The 20,715-nt window shown below is 62.8% G+C and carries 21 protein-coding genes; 12 read left to right on the top strand and 9 right to left on the bottom strand.

The genetic code is table 11. The features are described from left to right. Window positions 1–21: 21 nt before the first annotated feature. Complete coding sequence (locus CAG29_RS04275; protein ID WP_085580249.1) at window positions 22–207, top strand: PA3496 family putative envelope integrity protein; 186 nt, start codon at window positions 22–24, stop codon at window positions 205–207. An 88-nt stretch (window positions 208–295) separates the two neighbouring features. Here the strand turns inward: CAG29_RS04275 and CAG29_RS04270 are convergent, their stop codons facing one another. Then, a complete protein-coding gene (locus CAG29_RS04270; RefSeq protein ID WP_085580246.1) occupies window positions 296–922 on the bottom strand; it encodes a response regulator transcription factor in 627 nt (208 codons plus the stop codon). 418 nt (window positions 923–1,340) lie between these two features. On the opposite strand from CAG29_RS04270, the gene CAG29_RS04265 reads away from it, so the two are divergent. Next, entirely contained in the window at window positions 1,341–1,970 is a 630-nt protein-coding gene (locus tag CAG29_RS04265) for a hypothetical protein (RefSeq protein WP_085629463.1), read from the top strand. Between the two features lie 137 nt (window positions 1,971–2,107). On the opposite strand, the gene CAG29_RS04260 is transcribed toward CAG29_RS04265, so the two are convergent. Further along, window positions 2,108–3,325, bottom strand: coding sequence for an argininosuccinate synthase (locus CAG29_RS04260; RefSeq protein ID WP_085580242.1), 1,218 nt, complete (start codon window positions 3,323–3,325; stop codon window positions 2,108–2,110). Window positions 3,326–3,454: 129 nt separating this feature from the next. After that, on the bottom strand, window positions 3,455–4,363 hold the full coding sequence (locus tag CAG29_RS04255) for an OmpA family protein (RefSeq protein WP_085580240.1): 909 nt from the start codon (window positions 4,361–4,363) through the stop codon (window positions 3,455–3,457). Between the two features lie 159 nt (window positions 4,364–4,522). Between CAG29_RS04255 and pyrC the strand changes: the two genes are divergently transcribed. Both pyrC and rnt read left to right on the top strand, forming a co-directional pair. Further along, window positions 4,523–5,569 (top strand): dihydroorotase, encoded by a 1,047-nt coding sequence (gene pyrC, locus CAG29_RS04250; protein ID WP_085580238.1) that lies wholly within the window; start codon window positions 4,523–4,525, stop codon window positions 5,567–5,569. Further along, entirely contained in the window at window positions 5,566–6,237 is a 672-nt protein-coding gene (rnt, locus tag CAG29_RS04245) for a ribonuclease T (RefSeq protein WP_085580236.1), read from the top strand. Before pyrC ends, rnt begins: the two co-directional genes overlap by 4 nt. Before the next feature lie 74 nt (window positions 6,238–6,311). Here the strand turns inward: rnt and CAG29_RS04240 are convergent, their stop codons facing one another. Further along, window positions 6,312–6,914, bottom strand: a complete 603-nt coding sequence (locus CAG29_RS04240; RefSeq protein WP_085580234.1) for a peroxiredoxin — start codon at window positions 6,912–6,914, stop codon at window positions 6,312–6,314. Between the two features lie 301 nt (window positions 6,915–7,215). On the opposite strand from CAG29_RS04240, the gene CAG29_RS04235 reads away from it, so the two are divergent. Together CAG29_RS04235 and bfr are read left to right on the top strand one after the other, a co-directional pair. Further along, the gene (locus CAG29_RS04235) at window positions 7,216–7,434 is read left to right on the top strand and encodes a bacterioferritin-associated ferredoxin (RefSeq protein ID WP_003227725.1); all 219 of its coding nucleotides are present in this window, start codon (window positions 7,216–7,218) and stop codon (window positions 7,432–7,434) included. A 200-nt stretch (window positions 7,435–7,634) separates the two neighbouring features. Beyond that, window positions 7,635–8,111, top strand: coding sequence for a bacterioferritin (gene bfr / locus CAG29_RS04230; protein ID WP_085693889.1), 477 nt, complete (start codon window positions 7,635–7,637; stop codon window positions 8,109–8,111). Window positions 8,112–8,220: 109 nt separating this feature from the next. Here the strand turns inward: bfr and grxD are convergent, their stop codons facing one another. From grxD to CAG29_RS04215, 3 genes are all read right to left on the bottom strand, one after another. Continuing rightward, entirely contained in the window at window positions 8,221–8,562 is a 342-nt protein-coding gene (grxD, locus tag CAG29_RS04225) for a Grx4 family monothiol glutaredoxin (RefSeq protein WP_085580230.1), read from the bottom strand. Window positions 8,563–8,658: 96 nt separating this feature from the next. Further along, window positions 8,659–10,764 (bottom strand): molybdopterin oxidoreductase family protein, encoded by a 2,106-nt coding sequence (locus CAG29_RS04220; RefSeq protein ID WP_085580228.1) that lies wholly within the window; start codon window positions 10,762–10,764, stop codon window positions 8,659–8,661. Window positions 10,765–10,898: 134 nt separating this feature from the next. After that, window positions 10,899–11,189: a hypothetical protein gene (locus CAG29_RS04215; protein WP_085580226.1), complete on the bottom strand. Its 291-nt coding sequence runs from the start codon at window positions 11,187–11,189 to the stop codon at window positions 10,899–10,901. Window positions 11,190–11,593: 404 nt separating this feature from the next. Here CAG29_RS04215 and argF point away from each other — a divergent pair, with 404 nt between their 5' ends. Both argF and CAG29_RS04205 read left to right on the top strand, forming a co-directional pair. Next, window positions 11,594–12,514: an ornithine carbamoyltransferase gene (gene argF / locus CAG29_RS04210; protein ID WP_085580224.1), complete on the top strand. Its 921-nt coding sequence runs from the start codon at window positions 11,594–11,596 to the stop codon at window positions 12,512–12,514. Then, window positions 12,511–13,620, top strand: coding sequence for an ABC transporter ATP-binding protein (locus tag CAG29_RS04205; RefSeq protein ID WP_085629460.1), 1,110 nt, complete (start codon window positions 12,511–12,513; stop codon window positions 13,618–13,620). Before argF ends, CAG29_RS04205 begins: the two co-directional genes overlap by 4 nt. A gap of 192 nt (window positions 13,621–13,812) precedes the next feature. Here the strand turns inward: CAG29_RS04205 and CAG29_RS04200 are convergent, their stop codons facing one another. Together CAG29_RS04200 and ybaK are read right to left on the bottom strand one after the other, a co-directional pair. Then, window positions 13,813–14,595 carry a PhzF family phenazine biosynthesis protein gene (locus CAG29_RS04200; protein WP_085580220.1) on the bottom strand — a complete coding sequence of 261 codons (783 nt, stop codon included), beginning with the start codon at window positions 14,593–14,595 and terminating at the stop codon, window positions 13,813–13,815. Window positions 14,596–14,693: 98 nt separating this feature from the next. Further along, window positions 14,694–15,164, bottom strand: coding sequence for a Cys-tRNA(Pro) deacylase (gene ybaK / locus CAG29_RS04195; protein ID WP_085636540.1), 471 nt, complete (start codon window positions 15,162–15,164; stop codon window positions 14,694–14,696). A gap of 362 nt (window positions 15,165–15,526) precedes the next feature. Here ybaK and CAG29_RS04190 point away from each other — a divergent pair, with 362 nt between their 5' ends. The 4 genes from CAG29_RS04190 (at window position 15,527) to glpD (ending at window position 20,664) form a co-directional block, all read left to right on the top strand. Beyond that, entirely contained in the window at window positions 15,527–16,378 is an 852-nt protein-coding gene (locus CAG29_RS04190) for an MIP/aquaporin family protein (protein ID WP_085580216.1), read from the top strand. Between the two features lie 79 nt (window positions 16,379–16,457). After that, window positions 16,458–17,960, top strand: a complete 1,503-nt coding sequence (gene glpK / locus CAG29_RS04185) for a glycerol kinase GlpK (RefSeq protein ID WP_085693888.1) — start codon at window positions 16,458–16,460, stop codon at window positions 17,958–17,960. 96 nt (window positions 17,961–18,056) lie between these two features. Next, window positions 18,057–18,812: a DeoR/GlpR family transcriptional regulator gene (locus tag CAG29_RS04180; protein ID WP_085580212.1), complete on the top strand. Its 756-nt coding sequence runs from the start codon at window positions 18,057–18,059 to the stop codon at window positions 18,810–18,812. 313 nt (window positions 18,813–19,125) lie between these two features. Continuing rightward, window positions 19,126–20,664, top strand: coding sequence for a glycerol-3-phosphate dehydrogenase (gene glpD, locus CAG29_RS04175; protein WP_085580210.1), 1,539 nt, complete (start codon window positions 19,126–19,128; stop codon window positions 20,662–20,664). Window positions 20,665–20,715: the final 51 nt, after the last annotated feature.

Here is a 20,715-nt window from a genome sequence, read left to right as displayed (position 1 = left end):
TCTTAGCCTGGAGTTGACCTTATGAGTACCGGCAAAGAACAACTGGATGTAGAAGACGACTTCATCGCCACCGAAGACGACGATGCGGAATCGAAGGTCGAAGTCGCCAAGACCAACCTGAGCAAGCGCCGCACCATCGACAATCTGCTTGAGGAACGCCGCCTGCAAAAGCAACTGGCCGAGTTCGATTACGACGTTGATGACTGATCCCTGAAAGCCTCCCGCAACGGAGGCTTTTTACTTTACGGCGCACGCTGAAACCGATCGGCCCATGCCCTGTCAGCCAGCGTGACGCTCACACGAGCCCGTTGCGCTGCGCCAGCTCGATCAGATCCACCAGCGAACGGGCATTGAGCTTCAGCAGCAGACGGGTCTTGTAGGTGCTCACCGTCTTGTTGCTGAGAAACATGCCGTCAGCGATTTCCTTGTTGGTCTTGCCGCGGGCCAACTGCTGCAGCACCATCATTTCCCGCCCCGAGAGACGATCCACCATATCCGCTTCGCTGGCGTTGCCCAGGCTCGTGCGCACCGTGTGCAAGGCCTGGTTCGGAAAGTAGCTGTAGCCCGACAGCACAGCCTTTATGGCGCTGAGCAGTTCGGTCAGGTCCTGCTGTTTGCAGACATAACCGGCGGCGCCGGACTGCATGCAGCGCATCGAGAAGTGACCCGGCGCCTGGGATGTCAGCACCAGCACTTTCAACGGCATGGCCGATGACGTCAGCCGGGCAATGACTTCAAGTCCGTCCAGTTTCGGAATGCCGATATCGAGAATGACGATATCGGGCATTTGTTCGCGGGCAAGTTGCAGTGCATCCACTCCATTGTCCGTTTCGGCAATGATCTCGTAGCCATGCCGCTCCATCAGCATTCGCACCGCAAGACGAATGACAGGATGATCATCCACGATCAGCACTTTATTCATGGGCAAGTCCAGTTCGCTGTTCGAATTTTTAGAGCCCGCACAATAGCGCAGTCAATTCACCCATGGCAGGCAAGAGTTCCTGCGCATCAGCAGCGAGAGACATCCCTTACGCCTAACAAAGACTTTTCCTACAAAAAGATGCACCTCAGGAAAAATCAACTTCTCCGGAGAAACCCTTATGCCGCCTCACTCGACCCACGCGCTCTTCCTGTCCTCCCGCCGCAACGTAAGAATCCTTAACCTTCGCTCGATCTTTTCCGAGTCCTGGCGATTGTCTCCGATAAAAAAGGAAACAAGCCGGTTATTTCCACACCCCTGAAATTAATATAAACGTCAAACACATCAACTTCTGACTCGAGGCAACTTAACCGCCCCGATCAAAACACTTCCATTGCCAAAAACCCTGAAGGACAAACATATGACCAAGTTTCGCAACAAAATCACCAATCCCATCAGCGTCATTGCCATCTTCGCTTTCATATCGGAAACTTCGGCTGCTGTTTCCCTGCCGTTTCTCGACAACGACGAACGCGAAGTCTATGTCTGGTTCCTCATCAGTTTTCCCTTTTACTTGCTGTTCCTGTTCTTCATCACGCTCAACTTCAACTACCGTTCCCTTTATGCGCCCTCGGACTTCGGCAACGACAAGAGTTTCCTGAAGGCCTTCGACCCGACGGAACCTGCGGCGGATGAAACGGACGGGACGTCGAAGGCACAGACCACGCACGATCCCCCGGGAACACGCTCGCCGCCTGATCCGACCTTACTGCCCTATGTGCAATTACCCAAACTGATGAAGACACTCCACATCGTCGATGCACGGGAACTGGACGCATCCGAACACATGGCGAAACTTCTGGAGAACATTCCGTATGCCGACAAAACATCGGGGCGCATCGTCCTGTTCCTGGTCAGCACCGACCCAATCGTTTCGCTGAGCAGCCCTGCGCCGAAGCCGTTGAAACAGACCAAGAAAATGTCAGACCGAACCGTCTGCATCGTCTACAACGTTTGCTCGCAAGAAATGGACATAGTCCGGCGGATGTGAAAACGAACGGGCGGCATCGCCATTGCAGCGATGGAATGAACAGCGGAGAAGGAGGCTGACCGGAACCGGTCAGCCGTGCAGTCGGCTTGCTGAGCGGTAGCCGTGCCCCAGAGGCACGGCTACCGCTTCATGCCGGCTCAGAACAGCTTGCGGCCCTTGTTGGCGGCAATGCGCATGCGCAGCGCGTTGAGCTTGATGAAGCCCGCCGCGTCGGCCTGGTTGTAGGCGCCGCCGTCTTCTTCGAAGGTCGCGATGTTGGCGTCGAACAGCGAGTCGTCGGACTTGCGGCCGGTGACGATCACGTTGCCCTTGTACAGTTTCAGGCGCACGACGCCGTTCACGTTGACCTGGGAAGCGTCGATCATCTGCTGCAGCATCAGACGCTCAGGGCTCCACCAGTAGCCGGTGTAGATCAGGCTGGCGTACTTGGCCATCAGTTCGTCTTTCAGGTGAGCCACTTCGCGGTCCAGGGTGATCGACTCGATGGCGCGGTGGGCGCGCAGCATGATGGTGCCGCCAGGGGTCTCGTAGCAGCCGCGGGACTTCATGCCCACGTACCGGTTCTCGACGATGTCCAGACGGCCGATGCCGTGCTGGCCGCCGATCTTGTTCAGGGTCGCCAGTACGGTGGCCGGGGTCATCTCGACGCCGTCCAGCGCGACGATGTCGCCGTTGCGGTAGGTCAGTTCCAGGTACTGCGGGGTGTCGGGAGCCTTCTCCGGGGAGACGGTCCAGCGCCACATGTCTTCTTCGTGCTCGGTCCAGGTGTCTTCCAGCACGCCGCCTTCATAGGAGATGTGCAGCAGGTTGGCGTCCATCGAGTACGGGGACTTCTTCTTGCCGTGACGCTCGATCGGGATGCCGTGCTTCTCGGCGTAGTCCATCAGCTTCTCGCGGGACAGCAGATCCCACTCGCGCCATGGAGCGATCACTTTCACGCCTGGCTTGAGCGCATAGGCGCCCAGTTCGAAACGCACCTGGTCGTTGCCCTTGCCGGTGGCGCCGTGGGAAATGGCGTCGGCGCCGGTTTCGTTGGCGATCTCGATCAGCCGCTTGGCGATCAGCGGACGGGCGATGGAGGTGCCCAGCAGGTACTCGCCTTCATAGACGGTGTTGGCGCGGAACATCGGGAACACGAAGTCGCGCACGAACTCTTCGCGCAGGTCGTCGATGTAGATCTCTTTGACGCCCATGGCCTGGGCCTTGGCGCGGGCCGGCTCGACCTCTTCGCCTTGACCGAGGTCGGCGGTGAAGGTCACCACTTCACAGTTATAAGTATCCTGCAGCCACTTGAGGATCACCGAAGTGTCCAGGCCGCCGGAATACGCCAGAACGACCTTGTTTACGTCCGCCATGCCATCACTCCACGGGGTTGTACGGAAAGCCGAGGAGTCTACCGCTCAAACGCGATAATTTACAGAGGCGCGACAGCTTAAGACGACAAAGCGACAGAATCTGTCGAGGGCGCGACGATGGGCCGCAGGTCAGGACGTCGCTGCGGCGTTGGCGGGTGCGCTGGCCTGAGGGGCCGGGGTCGTCGTCGGCGCGACCCGCGCCAGGTGCACGTTGACCCGGCGGTTCTTCGCCCGGTTGGCGGCGTTGGTGTTGGGCACCAGGGGGTAGCGTTCGCCGTGGAACCGCACGGTGATCTGCGATTCCTGGATGCCGTTGGCCTTGAAGAAATCCACCACCGCCAGCGCCCGCCGGCGCGACAGTTCACGGTTGGTCAGGCGGTTGCCGCTGTTGTCGGAATGGCCGTCGAGCTCGATGTGGTTGACCGTCGGATCGGCCTTCATGTACTCGAGCATCACTTGCAGCTTGGCCTTGGCGGCGGCGTCCAGCTCGGTGCCTTCGCCGGGGAAGCCGATCTGCGATTGCTTGACCTGATCGAAATTCTGCGGGAGCAGTTTGGCCACGCAGCTCTGGTAATCGTTGAACGCCTTGCTGAACTTCACCGGCAGCAAGCGCACTTCCGAGACCCGGCCATCGCCCGAGGCGTGCCGCACCACTGGGCTGCGGCCGTCCATCAAGCCGCTGATCAGGCGCCCGGCCTGGGCCTGGGAGCTGTTGAACAGCACGTTGCCGCTGCCCAGCCTGACGGTGCCCAGGTTGATGTCGTCGCGGCCCGGCTGCCACGGCGCGGCGGCCGCCAACAACGTCGCCGAACCGCCGCCGAGCATGGCGTTGTAGGCGTTGAGGCGGAACGTCGCCTGCTCGCCGGCCTTGCGCACGAACTGCCCCGAGCCGAAGTCGGTGACCGGCTGCGTCAGGCGGCATTCGAACTTGTCGCCTTCGACCGTCCACTCAATGTTCTCCAGACGGGTCTGGTACGTGAGCGCCATCGCCGGAAGGCTGGCGAACACACTGAGCAAGGCTAGATAACGCTGGCGCACGGGAGGCTCCATGGGTTCCTGTTACAAAAGGACTGACACACACATGTTTACGGCATACCTGATGTCTATCGGTCGCTTTTCGCAAAACTTGATAGCGAGTGCCTGCAAGTGTCTTTTCCGGTAGCATTCCCTACAGTTTGACCCGCCTGGAATCCCCTCATGTCCGACCGCCTGACCCTGCTGCGTCCCGACGACTGGCACATCCACCTTCGCGATGGTGCCGTGTTGACCAATACCGTTGCGGATGTCGCGCGCACCTTTGGCCGCGCCATCATCATGCCCAACCTGGTACCTCCGGTGCGCAACGCCGCCGAGGCCGACGGCTACCGTCAGCGGATCCTCGCTGCCCGCCCGGCCGGCAGCCGCTTCGAACCGTTGATGGTGCTGTACCTGACCGACCGCACCCAGCCTGAAGAGATCCGTCAGGCCAAGGCCACCGGCTTCGTGCACGCCGCCAAGCTGTACCCGGCCGGCGCCACCACCAACTCCGACTCCGGGGTCACCAGCATCGACAAGATCTTCCCGGCGCTGGAGGCCATGGCCGAAGTCGGCATGCCGCTGTTGATCCACGGTGAGGTCACCCGTGGCGACGTCGACGTGTTCGACCGCGAAAAGATCTTCATCGACGAGCACATGCGCCGCGTGGTCGAGCGTTTCCCTACCCTCAAGGTCGTGTTCGAGCACATCACCACCGGCGACGCCGTGCAGTTCGTCAACGAGGCCTCGGCCAACGTCGGCGCGACCATCACGGCCCATCACCTGCTCTACAACCGCAACCACATGCTGGTGGGCGGGATCCGGCCGCACTTCTATTGCCTGCCGATCCTCAAGCGCAACACGCACCAGGAAGCCCTGCTGGACGCCGCCACCGGCGGCAGCGCGAAGTTCTTCCTCGGCACCGATTCGGCACCGCACGCCCAGCACGCCAAGGAAGCCGCCTGCGGCTGCGCCGGCTGCTACACCGCCTACGCCGCCATCGAGCTGTATGCCGAAGCGTTCGAACAGCGCAACGCGCTGGACAAGCTCGAAGCGTTCGCCAGCCTCAACGGCCCGCGCTTCTACGGGCTGCCGGCCAACACCGACCGCATCACCCTGGTCCGCGAAGAATGGACCGCCCCTGCCAGCCTGCCGTTCGGCGAGCTGAACGTCATCCCGCTGCGCGCCGGTGAAAAACTGCGCTGGCGCCTGCTGGAGGAACACGCGTGAGTGAAGACCATTTCGACGATGAACTGGACGGTCAGGGCGGCGGCGCACGCCATCCGATGGCAGCGCGTTTCCGCGGCTACCTGCCGGTCGTCGTCGACGTAGAGACCGGCGGCTTCAACTCGGCCACCGATGCGTTGCTGGAGATCGCCGCGACTACCATCGCCATGGACGAAAAGGGTTTCGTGTACCCGGATCACACCTATTTCTTCCGGGTCGAGCCGTTCGAAGGCGCCAACGTCGAACCGGCCGCGCTGGAGTTCACCGGGATCAAGCTCGATCACCCGCTGCGCATGGCGGTCAGCGAAGAGACGGCGCTGACCGACATTTTCCGCGGCGTGCGCAAGTCGCTGAAGGCCAACGGCTGCAAGCGGGCGATCCTGGTGGGGCACAACAGCAGCTTCGACCTGGGCTTCCTCAACGCGGCGGTCGCGCGCCTGGACATGAAGCGCAATCCGTTCCACCCATTCTCCAGCTTCGACACCGCGACCCTCGCCGGCCTGGCCTACGGCCAGACCGTTCTGGCCAAGGCCTGTCAGGCAGCGGGCATCGACTTCGACGGCCGTGAAGCGCATTCGGCACGTTACGACACCGAGAAGACCGCCGAACTGTTCTGCGGCATCGTCAACCGCTGGAAGCAGATGGGCGGCTGGGAAGACTTCGACGACTGATCGGCGTCGGACAAATCCCGCACACAAAAAAACCGGCCACAAGGGCCGGTTTTTTTGTGCCTCGACGTTGCGCCTTACAGGGCGGCAGCGTTCTCGGTCAGGTAAGCGGCAACGCCTTCAGGCGAAGCGTTCATGCCTTTGTCGCCTTTCTTCCAGTTGGCCGGGCAGACTTCGCCATGCTCTTCGTGGAACTGCAGCGCGTCGACCAGACGGATCAGCTCTTCCATGTTGCGGCCCAGCGGCAGGTCGTTGACGATCTGCGAGCGGACGACGCCCTTGTCGTCGATCAGGAACGCGCCACGGAACGCCACGCCGCCTTCGGACTCAACGTCGTAGGCCTTGGCGATTTCGTGCTTCATGTCGGCAGCCATGGTGTATTTCACCTGGCCGATGCCGCCGTTGTTGACCGGGGTGTTGCGCCAGGCGTTGTGGGTGAAGTGCGAGTCGATCGACACGGCGACCACTTCCACGTTGCGCGCCTTGAAGTCGGCCATGCGGTTGTCCAGGGCGATCAGCTCGGACGGGCAGACGAAGGTGAAGTCCAGCGGGTAGAAGAACACCAGGCCGTATTTGCCTTTGATGGCCGAGGACAGGGTGAAGCTGTCGACGATCTCGCCATTGCCGAGTACGGCCGGAACGGTGAAGTCAGGGGCTTGTTTGCCTACGAGTACGCTCATGGATATCTCCTGGTGTATAGACTTGAAGTTCAGGGTCCGGGCCAGCCTGCCACCCTCAGGCGACAGCCCTGTGACACGGATCCTCTTCGCAAGGGCCGACCATCATACACTGCACGTTTGTCCTGTCCTCAAAGGTTTTTCGCGGACGGGCCCGGGCGCAGTGCAGGCAACGGGCCACACTTCGCCGTTCGTCAGCCATCCGTCGCCGTGTCAAAAACGCCCGGGAAAGCACTTTGACAATCATTCTCGTTAACATTAAGATCCATCGCAATCGAGTCACCACCAGCGACGGTTATCCCTTATGTATGTTTGCCTCTGCACTGGCGTCACCGACGGACAGATCCGCGAAGCGATCTATGAAGGTTGCTGCAGCTATAAGGAAGTCCGCCAGGCCACCGGCGTGGCCAGCCAATGCGGCAAATGCGCTTGCCTGGCGAAGGAAGTGGTTCGCGAAACCCTGACCAAGCTGCAGACCGCCCAGGCCGCGATCCCCTATCCGGTAGAATTTACCGCCGCATAAACGCCCCCCATTCGAAGAACCGGACATATGTCCGGTTTTTTTATGCCTGAAAATCAATTGCTTAGCGTGTAGACGCAGAACACAAACATTCTTATTCCGATTAAATTTCATATATTATTCAATAACTTAGGTTTGACACCCGTAGTTGTCGGGATCAAACTCTGCCGCATATACAGCTATTACAGGGCAGGACTCCCATCATGAAAGGCGACGTTACAGTCATCCAGCATCTCAACAAAATCCTTGGCAATGAACTGGTCGCGATCAATCAGTACTTCCTGCATGCACGCATGTATGAAGATTGGGGCCTGAACAAACTCGGCAAGCACGAGTACACAGAATCCATCGACGAGATGAAGCACGCGGACAAGCTGATCAAGCGCATCCTGTTCCTGGAAGGCATTCCGAACGTGCAGGATCTGGGCAAGCTGTTCATCGGCGAGAACACCCCGGAAATGCTGGAATGCGACCTGAAGATCGAGCGCACCGGCCACGCCGACCTGAAGGCGGCGATCGCCCACTGCGAATCCGTCGGCGACTTCGGCAGCCGCGAACTGCTGGAAGACATCCTTGAATCCGAGGAAGAGCACATCGACTGGCTGGAAACCCAACTGGGCCTGATCGACAAGATCGGCCTGGAGAACTACCTCCAGTCGCAGATGGGCGACGACGAGTAAATGAGCGCCTGCTGAACGCGAGCCAACAAAAAGCCCCGCCTCTCGAAAGAGGGCGGGGCTTTTTGTTGGCTCGCGGGATTCGGCGTTGGCCGAAACCCGCGGGCAAGGATCAAGCGTCGGTCTTGGCCGCAGCAGCCTTGGCGGACGCGTCCTTGATCAGGGTCTGCAACTCACCGTTGGCGAACATCTCAGCCATGATGTCGCTGCCGCCGACCAGCTCACCGGCGACCCACAGCTGCGGGAACGTCGGCCAGTTGGCGTACTTGGGCAGGTTGGCGCGGATTTCCGGGTTCTGCAGGATGTCGACGTAGGCGAACTTCTCGCCACAGCCCATCACGGCCTGCGCGGCTTTCGCGGAGAAGCCACACTGCGGGGCATTCGGCGAGCCTTTCATGTAAAGCAGAATGGTGTTGTTGGCAATCTGCTCTTTAATCGTTTCGATGATATCCATGGAGCACCTCGGCTGAACTTTCCGACTCATGGGTCGGCACGGTGGCGCATTGTAACGGAATCCCGAGCGCCCTGCTCGGTCTCCCCGCCGACTTGTTCATGCCGCCGCCACCGTCACCGGCACGCCGTTGAGCGCCGCATTGCCCGACAGCTCGTCGAGCTGGCACTCATCGGTCAGGTCGTTGGCGCTGGAGCCCGGCTGGCCGCTGGCGATGGCCATCTGCACGCCCGGGCGCGCATGCCCCCAGCCGTGCGGCAGGCTGACCACGCCTTTCATCATGTCCAGGCTGCCCAGCACCTCGACCTCGATCTGCCCGACCCGCGAACTCACCCGAACCCGTTGCCCGTCGCTCAAGCCACGCGCGGCGAGATCATCCGGGTGCATCAGCAACTGATGACGCGGCTTGCCCTTCACCAACCGATGGAAGTTGTGCATCCAGGAGTTGTTGCTGCGCACATGACGGCGCCCGATCATCAGCAACTCATCCGGGGCCGGAGCCCGCTGGGCGGCGAACCGGGCAAGGTCGGCGAGGATCGGCGCCGGTGCGGCCTGGATCGTACCGTCGGCGGTCTTCAGCCGCGCCGCCAGGTTAGGCTGCAACGGCCCCAGGTCGACGCCGTGGGGATGGTCGGCCAGCGTCGCCAGCGACAGCTTCTGCGCGGCCCCGTCGCCGTAGCGGCCCATGCGCAGGCCCATGTCGATCATCTGCGCCGGCGCCATGGTCGGCTTGAGTTCCTTGCCGGTTCGTTGCGCAAAGGCCTTGGCCAGGCCGACGAAGATCTCCCAGTCGTGCAGCGCGCCTGGCGGCTTGGGCAGGATCGCCCGGTTGAAGCGGGTGACGTTGCGCACCGCGAACAGGTTGAACGTGGTGTCGTAGTGATCATTCTCCAGCGCCGAGGTCGAAGGCAGGATCAGGTCGGCGTATCGCGTGGTCTCGTTGATGTACAGGTCGAGGCTGACCATGAACTCCAGCCCGTCCAGCGCCTGCTCCAGCTGACGGCCGTTCGGCGTGGACAGCACCGGGTTGCCGGCCACGGTGATCAGCGCGCGGATCTGGCCTTCGCCTTCGGTGAGCATTTCCTCGGCCAGCGCCGACACCGGCAGCTCGCCGCCGTACTCGGGGCGCCCCGACACGCGGCTTTGCCATTTGTTGAAGTGCCCGCCGGACGTGGACGCCACCAGATCCACCGCCGGTTCCGTGCACAGGGCGCCGCCGACGCGGTCGAGGTTGCCGGTCACCAGGTTGATCAATTGCACCAGCCAATGGCACACGGTGCCGAACGCCTGGGTCGAAACGCCCATGCGGCCGTAGCAGACGGCGCTGGGCGCAGCCGCGAAATCCCGGGCCAACCGGCGGATCTGCTGGGCCGGCACCGCGCACAGCGGGCTCATGGCTTCGGCGGTGAACGGCGCCACCGCCGCACGCACGTCATCCAGGCCGCTGACCGGCAGATGACTGTCGCGGGTCAGGCCTTCATCGAACAATGTGTTGAGCAGGCCGAACAGCAGCGCCGCGTCGCCGCCGGGCCGCACGAACAGGTGCTGGTCGGCCATGGCCGCCGTCTCGCTGCGCCGGGGATCGACCACCACCACTTTGCCGCCCCGGGCCTGGATCGCCTTCAGGCGCTTCTCCACGTCGGGCACGGTCATGATGCTGCCGTTGGACGCCAGCGGATTGCCGCCCAGGATCAGCATGAACGCAGTGTGGTCGATGTCCGGGATCGGCAGCAGCAGGCCGTGGCCGTACATCAGATGGCTGGACAGGTGATGGGGCAATTGATCGACCGACGTCGCGGAATAGCGGTTGCGGGTCTTCAGCAGGCCGAGGAAGTAGTTGCTGTGGGTCATCAGCCCGTAGTTGTGCACGCTGGGGTTGCCCTGGTACACGGCGACCGCGTTCTGGCCATGACGCTCCTGAATGGCCGCCAGCCGCTGCGCCACCAGCGCAAAGGCCTCATCCCACTCGATGGGCAACCATTCGTCGCCGACCCTGCGCATCGGTTGGCGCAGGCGGTCGGGATCGTTCTGGATGTCCTGCAGGGCCACAGCCTTGGGGCAGATATGGCCACGGCTGAAGCTGTCCTGGGCATCGCCCTTGATCGAGGTGATCGCGACGGTGCCGTCGGTTTCGGTGGTTTCGATGGTCAAGCCGCAGATGGCTTCGCACAGGTGGCAGGCACGGTGGTGGAGAGTCTTGGTCATGGCCAGTCTCTGTCTTGTTCTGGGCGGACGCTGTCGGCCGCGGGAACAAAACTATGGCGCGGGATCCGGGCCGCCGCCAGCGACGTTCGTCCTGTGAATCGACGCCCATCAGGCGGGCCGATGGCGACGCACGGTCAACTGGACGGCAACTGCGGCGGGGCCTGCAGCTGGATTTCCTGGATGGTTTCGATCTGCTCGTGGGCGACATGCACGCCGGTCAGTTCGCCGATCAGCCGCCAGTGCTCGTCGAGCCCGGTGCTGATGGTGGCCATGCGATCGATCATGTGGCGGCCGGCGGCCCTGATCACTTCGTCGTCGCTGCGCAGCAGTTCGAACGACATCGAGGTGACCGACGCCGTGAGATGGGTCAGCGAGCGTGCCGTGTGGCCCAGCAGTTCCATTAACAGTTGCTCTTTCGATTCCATGCGGAGGCTTCCTGCGTCGCTCGTGATTTATTTATAACCCAGCACTTTGCTTTAGCAAATGTTTCACCCCATCCATTCGACCAAACGGATCGGTGACGCACCGGCCGCAAACCGACCAGGGCCGTGCCATCCCCGCCACGCTTGATTGCCAAGGCCGTCGAAGCCAGTGTACAAAGGGGTCGCTGCCGACCGGAACCGGTTCAAGCGACGCACTCCAGACGGCCTTATCGCGCCGTCGAATTCCGCGAAAACCTTCGCCTATTGGAAAAACGCGACATTTAGTGTCAATATCGCGCCTTCCCCTATTTCGTCGCCCCCGTGCGGCTTACGCCGCAGGTCTCGCCCGTTGTTAAGAAAAACAAGGCTTTGAGCATCTGCGGTCCGTAGCAAAAAGGTAGTCAATGATGAGCGCAAGGCACTTTCTCTCCCTGATGGATTGCACGCCCGAAGAGCTGGTCAGCGTGATCCGTCGAGGCGTTGAGCTCAAGGACCTGCGTAACCGCGGCGTACTGTTCGAGCCCTTGAAAAACCGCGTCCTGGGGATGATCTTCGAGAAGTCCTCGACCCGCACCCGGATCTCCTTCGAGGCCGGCATGATCCAGCTCGGCGGCCAGGCGATCTTCCTGTCGCCGCGCGACACCCAACTGGGTCGCGGCGAGCCCATCAGCGACTGCGCCATCGTCATGTCGAGCATGCTCGATGCGGTGATGATCCGCACCTTTGCCCACAGCACCCTGACCGAATTCGCCGCCAACTCCCGGGTGCCGGTGATCAACGGCCTGTCGGACGACCTGCACCCGTGCCAGCTGCTGGCCGACATGCAGACGTTCCTCGAGCACCGCGGTTCGATCCAGGGCAAGACCGTGGCCTGGATCGGCGACGGCAACAACATGTGCAACAGCTATATAGAAGCGGCGATCCAGTTCGACTTCCAGTTGCGCGTGGCCTGCCCGGAAGGCTACGAACCCAACCCTGAATTCGTCGCCCGCGCCGGCGACCGCGTGACCATCGTCCGCGACCCGCAGGACGCCGTGCGCGGCGCGCACCTGGTGAGCACCGACGTCTGGACCTCCATGGGCCAGGAAGAGGAGACCGCCAAGCGCCTCAAGCTGTTCGCGCCGTTCCAGGTCACCCGGGCCCTGCTGGACCTGGCCGCCGAGGACGTGCTGTTCATGCACTGCCTGCCCGCACACCGCGGCGAAGAAATCAGCCTCGACCTGCTTGACGACCCGCGCTCCGTCGCGTGGGATCAGGCAGAAAACCGTCTCCACGCACAGAAGGCCCTGCTCGAGTTCCTCGTCGAACCGGCATATCACCACGCATGAGCCATGAATTACTGCTGAACCTGCGCAACCTCGCTTGCGGCTATCAAGACCAACGCGTGGTGCAGAACCTCAATCTGCACCTCAACGCCGGTGACATCGGCTGCCTGCTCGGCTCCTCCGGCTGCGGCAAGACCACCACCCTGCGCGCCATCGCCGGCTTCGAACCGGTGCACGAAGGGGAAATCCAGCTCGGCGGCGAAACCCTCTCCAGCGCAGGCTTCACCCTCGCGCCGGAGAAGCGCCGGATCGGCATGGTGTTCCAGGACTACGCGCTGTTCCCGCACCTGAGCGTGGCGGACAACATCGCCTTCGGCATCCGCAAGCATCCGCACAAGGAGCGCGTCACCGAAGAGCTGCTGGAACTGGTCAACCTGAAGAACCTGGGCAAGCGTTTTCCCCATGAGTTGTCCGGCGGCCAGCAACAACGTGTCGCCCTGGCCCGCGCTCTGGCGCCGGAGCCGCAGTTGCTGCTGCTCGACGAGCCGTTCTCCAACCTCGACGGCGAACTGCGGCGCAAGCTCAGCCGCGAAGTGCGGGACATCCTCAAGGCCCGAGGCACCAGTGCGATCCTGGTGACCCACGACCAGGAAGAGGCCTTCGCGGTCAGCGACCACGTCGGGGTGTTCAAGGAAGGCCGGCTGGAGCAGTGGGACACGCCCTACAACCTGTACCACGAACCGGCGACCCCGTTCGTCGCCAGCTTCATCGGCCAGGGCTACTTCATCCGCGGCCAGCTCAGCAGTCCGGAGTCGGTGCAGACGGAGCTGGGCGAACTGCGCGGCAACCGGGCCTACACCTGGCCGGTGGGCGGCGCGGTGGACGTGCTGCTGCGGCCGGACGACATCGTCCATGCCCCGGACAGCGCGCTCAAGGCGCGGATCGTCGGCAAGACGTTCCTCGGCGCTTCGACGCTGTACCGCCTGCAACTGCCGACCGGCGCGCAGCTGGAATCGATCTTCCCCAGCCACGAGGATCATCAGGTCGGCGCCGATGTGGGCATCCGCGTAGCCGCCGAACACCTGGTGCTGTTCCAGGCCTCGGGCAGCATGGCGGCGCAGATCCCGGCGTTGGAGAGCGGCGTGCGGCGGTACAGCACCGCCCACTGAATCAAGCCAATCCCTTTTCCGCAGTGCCGGCCCTATCGCTGGCAATTCGAGTCGTCGCACCGCAGCTCCCACAGGTTATTGTGGTGTACAGGGATTCTGCGAATACCGTGATCCCTGTGGGAGCCAGCCTGCTGGCGATGGCGGTGAGTCAGTCACCCAGATATCGGCAGTGCCGACGCCATCGCTTGCAGGCTACTTCAGCGTCAAAGTGCCGCTGGCCACCAGCGTCGCATGCCCGCCGATCTTCACCCGCTCGCCTTCCAGCCGGCAGAACAGTTCCCCGCCCCGCGCCGAACGCTGGCAGGCGGTGAGGCGGGTTTTGCCCAGCCGCTTGGACCAGTAGGGAATCAGGCTGCAATGGGTGGAACCGGTGACCGGGTCTTCGTTGATGCCGATGGCCGGGGCAAAGTAGCGCGAGACGAAGTCATGCTGGCTGCCCCGCGCGGTGACGATGGCGCCCAGCCACGGCAGTTTGGCCAGGGCGGCCATGTCCGGTTTGCAGTCGAGCACGGCCTGCTCCGACTCCAGCACCACCATCAACTCGTTGGAACTCAGGACATCCACCGCCTGAACGTTCAGCGCCCGCTCGATCTCCACGGTGACGCCCCGCTCCACTGCTTCGATGGCCGGGAAGTCCAGCCACAGCGTGTCGCCTTCGCGGCTCACGCTCAACGGCCCGGACTTGCAGGTGAAGTCCAGACGTTCGACGGTTTCCTTATAGATGTCGAACAGCACATGGGCGCTGGCCAGGGTCGCATGGCCGCACAGCGGAACCTCGGTGGTCGGCGTGAACCAACGGATGTGCCAGGCCTGCCCTTCGCGCACCAGAAACGCGGTTTCCGCCAGGTTGTGCTCGGCGGCGATCTTCTGCATCAGATCGTCCGCAAGCCAGGCATCGAGCCGGTAAACCATCGCCGGATTGCCGCTGAACGGCCGATCGCTGAACGCATCGACCTGATGAAACGCTAGCTGCATAACCTTCTCCCTTTGTCTGTCGGCCGAGCATGCCGTGGCGACCGGTTCCGCGCCAGAGACAGAGTCCGCCGATTTCCGTCATACAGAGTCGATGCGTCTTACGCGCGGCCGATGTCGGCGAACCGACCCTGGGTGTGTTCGGCCAGCACCGTCGGCGCCAGTTCGACCTCCAGCCCACGGCGGCCAGCGCTGACATAAATGGTCGCAAAAGGTTGGGCCGAGCTGTCGATGAACGTGCGCAGGCGCTTTTTCTGCCCCAGCGGGCTGATGCCGCCGAGCAAATATCCCGTGGAGCGTTGCGCCGCCGCAGGGTCGGCCATTTCGACTTTCTTCACCCCCGCCGCGTGGGCCAGCCCCTTGAGGTCGAGGCTGCCGACGACCGGCACCACCGCCACCAGCAGCTCACCCTTTTCGCTGGCCGCCAGCAGCGTCTTGAACACCTGAGCCGGATCCAGCCCCAGCTTTTCCGCGGCCTCCAGCCCGTAGGAGGCCGCCTTGGGATCATGTTCGTAACTGTGCACGCGATGTTCGGCACGAACTTTTTTCAACAAGTCCAACGCAGGGGTCATGGCAGCTCCAGGCTCGGCGGTCAGGAAAAAGCGATGCGCCGGATTCTAGGCCATCGAAGCGCAAAAGGCTCTACGACAAGCCACGATTCCTGTGGCCTGCAGACACGTTTCACGCGCAGGCGGAAAATCGCCCGCCCGATCATTCATGCGACTGATAGTTTATTTGTGACCGACGGTTCACTTTCGACCTTTGACAGCAGTGTTTCTTGTCTATATTTTTTCGAATCTGAATAATGCAGCAAATGTCTTCACCGCAGCACCCAGCAGCAGACCGGGAACAGGATGGGGATCCTGCCCCGGTGAAAATCGCGCCTTGCCCCGTCGGCAACCGCGCCAGACAACAAAAAGAACCGAGGTTTTCAATGACAACTGCGTTACGGCAACCATCACTCTCGGGCCAGTGCCTGGCCGAGTTTCTGGGTACTGCACTCCTGATCTTCTTCGGCACCGGCTGCGTCGCGGCGCTCAAGGTCGCGGGCGCCAGTTTCGGCCTGTGGGAAATCAGCATCATCTGGGGCGTCGGCGTGAGCATGGCGATCTACCTCACCGCCGGCGTGTCCGGCGCGCACCTGAACCCGGCCGTGAGCATCGCGCTGACCCTGTTCGCCGACTTCGACAAGCGCAAGCTGCCCTTCTACATCCTTGCCCAGGTCGCCGGCGCGTTCTGCGGCGCGCTGTTGGTGTACACGCTGTACAGCAACCTGTTCTTCGATTTCGAACAGACCCACCACATGGTGCGCGGCACCCCGGCCAGCCTGGAACTGGCGGGCGTGTTCTCGACCTTCCCGAACCCGGTGCTGTCGACCGCCCAGGCGTTCCTGGTCGAGGTGATCATCACCGCGATCCTGATGGGCGTGATCATGTCCCTGACCGACGACAACAACGGCCTGCCGAAAGGCCCTCTGGCGCCGCTGCTGATCGGCCTGCTGATCGCCGTGATCGGCAGCGCGATGGGCCCGCTGACCGGCTTCGCGATGAACCCGGCCCGTGACTTCGGCCCCAAGCTGATGACTTTCTTTGCCGGCTGGGGTGAAATTTCCTTCACCGGCGGACGCGACATTCCGTATTTCCTGATTCCTGTTTTCGCACCGATCGTCGGTGCCTGCCTCGGCGCCGCCGGGTACCGCGGGCTCATCGCCCGTCACCTGACCGGCGCCACACCTGCTACAAAGGATGCAGAACCGGCCATTGACGGCAAACCGAGAACCTCTTGATCCCGTCGGCGCAGGTTCCTGCCCCTTGCGAACCTGCGCCCCGGCCCACTCTCCCTTTTTATCGTCCAAGGCAATCGACATGACCGACACACAGAACAAGAACTACATCATTGCCCTCGATCAGGGTACGACCAGCTCCCGCGCGATCATCTTCGACCGCGACGCGAACGTGGTCTGCACCGCCCAGCGCGAATTCGCCCAGCATTACCCGCAAGCCGGCTGGGTCGAACACGACCCGATGGAGATCTTCGCCACCCAGAGCGCGGTGATGGTCGAAGCCCTGGCGCAGGCCGGCCTGCACCACGACCAGGTGGCCGCCATCGGCATCACCAACCAGCGCGAGACCACCGTGGTCTGGGACAAGAACACCGGCCGCCCGGTGTACAACGCCATCGTCTGGCAGTGCCGCCGCAGCACCGAGATCTGCCAGCAGCTCAAGCGCGACGGCCACGAGCAGTACATCCGCGACACCACGGGCCTGGTCACCGACCCGTACTTCTCCGGCACCAAGCTGAAGTGGATCCTGGACAATGTCGAAGGCAGCCGCGAACGCGCGCGCAACGGCGAGCTGCTGTTCGGCACCGTCGACAGCTGGCTGATCTGGAAATTCACCGGCGGCAAGGTCCACGTCACCGACTACACCAACGCCTCGCGCACCATGCTCTTCAACATCCACACCCTGGAGTGGGACTCCAAGATGCTGGAACTGCTGGACATCCCGCGCGAGATGCTGCCGCCGGTCAAGGCCTCGTCGGAAATCTACGGCCGCACCAAGAGCGGCATCGCCATCGGCGGCATCGCCGGCGACCAGCAAGCCGCCCTGTTCGGCCAGATGTGCGTGGAGCCAGGCCAAGCGAAGAACACCTACGGCACCGGCTGCTTCCTTTTGATGAACACCGGCGACAAAGCGGTGAAGTCGCAGCACGGCATGCTCACCACCATCGCCTGCGGCCCACGCGGCGAAGTGGCCTACGCCCTGGAAGGCGCGGTGTTCAACGGCGGCTCCACCGTGCAGTGGCTGCGCGATGAGCTGAAGATCATCAACGACGCCCACGACACCGAATACTTCGCCAACAAGGTCAAGGACAGCAACGGCGTGTACCTGGTGCCGGCCTTCACCGGCCTGGGCGCGCCGTACTGGGATCCGTATGCCCGCGGCGCCCTGTTCGGCCTGACCCGCGGCGTGCGCGTGGACCACATCATCCGCGCCGCGCTGGAGTCGATCGCCTACCAGACCCGCGACGTGCTCGACGCCATGCAGCAGGACTCCGGCGAACGCCTCAAGGCCCTGCGCGTGGACGGCGGCGCCGTGGCCAACAACTTCCTGATGCAATTCCAGGCCGACATCCTCGGCACCCAGGTGGAGCGCCCGAAAATGCGCGAGACCACCGCCCTCGGCGCCGCCTACCTGGCCGGCCTGGCGTGCGGTTTCTGGGGCAGCCTGGACGAGCTGCGCGACAAGGCGGTGATCGAACGCGAGTTCGCGCCGACCCTGGACGAAGCCGCCAAGGAAAAGCTCTACAAGGGCTGGAAAAAGGCCGTCAGCCGCACCCGCGACTGGGAGCGCGAAGACGCTGAATAAGCCAAGCTTGAGATCCCGATAGGGTCCGAACTTGGCCGGGAGGTGATTCCTGCGGCATCATGGGCAAATTTTGCACGGCAGCCCAAAGGAAGCCCCATGAATCTGCCTCCCCGTCAGCAGCAAATCCTCGAACTGGTCCGCGAACGCGGCTATGTCAGCATCGAGGAAATGGCCACGCTGTTCGTAGTCACCCCGCAGACCATCCGCCGCGACATCAACCAGCTCGCCGAAGCCAACCTGCTGCGCCGCTACCACGGCGGCGCCGCCTACGACTCCAGCGTCGAAAACACCGCCTATGCGATGCGCGCCGACCAGATGCGCGACGAAAAGCAACGCATCGGCGAAGCCATCGCCGCGCAGATCCCCGATCACGCCTCGCTGTTCATCAACATCGGCACCACCACCGAATCCATCGCCCGTGCCCTGCTCAACCACAGCCACCTGAAGATCATCACCAACAACCTGCACGTCGCCTCGATGCTCAGCGCCAAGGATGACTTCGACGTGCTGCTGACCGGCGGCAATGTGCGCCGCGACGGCGGCGTGGTCGGCCAGGCCAGCGTCGACTTCATCAACCAGTTCAAGGTGGACTTCGCCCTGGTCGGCATCAGCGGCATCGACGAGGACGGCAGCCTGCTCGACTTCGACTACCAGGAAGTGCGGGTGTCCCAGGCGATCATCGCCAATGCCCGGCAGGTGATCCTGGCGGCCGACTCCAGCAAGTTCGGGCGCAACGCCATGATCCGCCTCGGCCCGATCAGCCTGATCGATTGCCTGGTCACCGACCAGCAGCCGGTGCCGGCGCTGATGCAACTGCTGAACCAGCACAAGGTTCGCCTGGAAGTCGTCTGACCCCTTCGTTGCTCGGCGTCTTCACTGACGCCACGCGGGCAAGCCCGCTCCCGCAGCGTCTGCTGTGTTCGTCAGCTCTGTGAACGACGAAAGCCCTGTGGGAGCGGGCTTGCCCGCGATGGCGATCTCACAGGCGCCCCATCCGCGCTCTAACGCGCATTTCGTGTTCGAAAATTTTCCTTTAGCCTTCCTTCGATGAGTTTTTTCAATCGAAGGCGACTGGCTGCGCGCGTCTTTATGGGCTACCATTTTCGCAAATGAACATTTATGTTCGATTTCCAAACAGAAAACTAAAAGATCCCGAGGCCCGCCGATGCCCACTTCTACCTTGCCTACGCCCCCTCTTTCCGAGGTCTACGACATCGCCGTGATCGGCGGCGGGATCAATGGCGTGGGGATCGCAGCGGATGCCGCCGGTCGCGGCCTCTCGGTGTTCCTTTGCGAAAAGGACGACTTGGCCAGCCACACCTCTTCGGCCAGCAGCAAGCTGATCCACGGCGGCCTGCGCTACCTCGAACATTACGAATTCCGCCTGGTGCGCGAAGCCCTGGCCGAACGCGAAGTGCTGCTGGCCAAGGCGCCGCACATCGTCAAGCCGATGCGCTTCGTGCTGCCGCACCGCCCGCACCTGCGTCCGGCCTGGATGATCCGCGCCGGCCTGTTCCTGTACGACCACCTCGGCAAGCGGGAAAAGCTCGCCGGCTCCAAGAGCCTGAAGTTCGGCGCCGACAGCGCGCTGAAGAGCGAAATCAGCAAGGGTTTCGAATACTCCGACTGCTGGGTCGATGACGCCCGCCTCGTCGTGCTCAACGCCATGGCCGCCCGCGAGAAAGGCGCGCACATCCACACCCAGACCCGCTGCGTCAGCGCCCGCCGCACCAAGGGCCTGTGGCACCTGCACCTGGAACGCGCCGACGGCAGCCTGTTCTCGATCACCGCCAAGGCCCTGGTGAACGCCGCCGGCCCATGGGTCGCCAAGTTCATCCGCGACGACCTGAAGATGGAATCGCCTTACGGCATCCGTCTGATCCAGGGCAGCCACATCATCGTGCCGAAGCTGTACGAAGGCGATCACGCGCACATCCTGCAGAACGAGGACCAGCGCATCGTCTTCACCATTCCGTACCTCAACGGCCTGACCCTGATCGGCACCACCGACCGCGAATACACCGGCGACCCGGCGCAGGTGGCGATCACCGACGGCGAAACCGATTACCTGCTCAAAGTGGTCAACGCCCACTTCAAGAAGCAGATCGGCCGCGAAGACATCCTGCACACGTATTCGGGCGTACGTCCGCTGTGCAACGACGAGTCCGACAACCCGTCGGCCGTGACCCGCGACTACACCCTGGCGCTGTCCGGCGGCAGCGAAGAGGCGCCGCTGCTGTCGGTGTTCGGCGGCAAGCTGACCACCTACCGCAAGCTGGCCGAGTCGGCGATGGCGCAACTGATGCCGTACTTCACCCAGATGCGCCCGAGCTGGACCGCCGGCGCCACCCTGCCGGGCGGCGAAGACATGACCACCCCGCAGGCGCTGTGCGCGCTGATCCGCGACAAGTACGACTGGGTGCCGACCGAGATCGCCCGTCGCTGGGCCACCACCTACGGCAGCCGCACCTGGCGCATGCTCGAAGGCGTGGAGACCCTGACCGACATGGGCGAGCACCTGGGCGGCGGGCTCTACACCCGCGAAGTCGATTACCTGTGCAGCGAAGAGTGGGCCACCAGCGCACAGGACATCCTGTGGCGCCGCAGCAAGCTGGGCCTGTTCACCACTGCCGACGAGCAGCAGAAGCTGGCGGCCTACCTGAACAAGGTCGAGCAGAACCGCAGCAAGACCGAAGCGGCCTGATCCGGGCAGCGCTCAAACGAAAGCCCCTGAATCGCAGGATTCAGGGGCTTT

This window comes from Pseudomonas sp. B7(2017) (assembly GCF_002112745.1).
Taxonomy (GTDB): Bacteria; Pseudomonadota; Gammaproteobacteria; order Pseudomonadales; family Pseudomonadaceae; genus Aquipseudomonas; species Aquipseudomonas ekonensis.
Note: the sequence above shows the minus strand (reverse complement) of the source record. Positions and strands in the feature narration are given on the sequence as shown.

Bases quoted from the DNA above. Each gene is read 5' to 3' on its own strand.
- CAG29_RS04275 (WP_085580249.1), top strand. From the start codon at position 22: ATGAGTACCGGCAAAGAACAACTGGATGTAGAAGACGACTTCATCGCC.
- CAG29_RS04270 (WP_085580246.1), bottom strand. From the start codon at position 922: ATGAATAAAGTGCTGATCGTGGATGATCATCCTGTCATTCGTCTTGCG.
- CAG29_RS04265 (WP_085629463.1), top strand. From the start codon at position 1,341: ATGACCAAGTTTCGCAACAAAATCACCAATCCCATCAGCGTCATTGCC.
- CAG29_RS04260 (WP_085580242.1), bottom strand. From the start codon at position 3,325: ATGGCGGACGTAAACAAGGTCGTTCTGGCGTATTCCGGCGGCCTGGAC.
- pyrC (WP_085580238.1), top strand. From the start codon at position 4,523: ATGTCCGACCGCCTGACCCTGCTGCGTCCCGACGACTGGCACATCCAC.
- CAG29_RS04240 (WP_085580234.1), bottom strand. From the start codon at position 6,914: ATGAGCGTACTCGTAGGCAAACAAGCCCCTGACTTCACCGTTCCGGCC.
- CAG29_RS04235 (WP_003227725.1), top strand. From the start codon at position 7,216: ATGTATGTTTGCCTCTGCACTGGCGTCACCGACGGACAGATCCGCGAA.
- bfr (WP_085693889.1), top strand. From the start codon at position 7,635: ATGAAAGGCGACGTTACAGTCATCCAGCATCTCAACAAAATCCTTGGC.
- grxD (WP_085580230.1), bottom strand. From the start codon at position 8,562: ATGGATATCATCGAAACGATTAAAGAGCAGATTGCCAACAACACCATT.
- CAG29_RS04220 (WP_085580228.1), bottom strand. From the start codon at position 10,764: ATGACCAAGACTCTCCACCACCGTGCCTGCCACCTGTGCGAAGCCATC.
- CAG29_RS04215 (WP_085580226.1), bottom strand. From the start codon at position 11,189: ATGGAATCGAAAGAGCAACTGTTAATGGAACTGCTGGGCCACACGGCA.
- argF (WP_085580224.1), top strand. From the start codon at position 11,594: ATGAGCGCAAGGCACTTTCTCTCCCTGATGGATTGCACGCCCGAAGAG.
- CAG29_RS04205 (WP_085629460.1), top strand. From the start codon at position 12,511: ATGAGCCATGAATTACTGCTGAACCTGCGCAACCTCGCTTGCGGCTAT.
- CAG29_RS04200 (WP_085580220.1), bottom strand. From the start codon at position 14,595: ATGCAGCTAGCGTTTCATCAGGTCGATGCGTTCAGCGATCGGCCGTTC.
- ybaK (WP_085636540.1), bottom strand. From the start codon at position 15,164: ATGACCCCTGCGTTGGACTTGTTGAAAAAAGTTCGTGCCGAACATCGC.
- CAG29_RS04190 (WP_085580216.1), top strand. From the start codon at position 15,527: ATGACAACTGCGTTACGGCAACCATCACTCTCGGGCCAGTGCCTGGCC.
- glpK (WP_085693888.1), top strand. From the start codon at position 16,458: ATGACCGACACACAGAACAAGAACTACATCATTGCCCTCGATCAGGGT.
- CAG29_RS04180 (WP_085580212.1), top strand. From the start codon at position 18,057: ATGAATCTGCCTCCCCGTCAGCAGCAAATCCTCGAACTGGTCCGCGAA.
- glpD (WP_085580210.1), top strand. From the start codon at position 19,126: ATGCCCACTTCTACCTTGCCTACGCCCCCTCTTTCCGAGGTCTACGAC.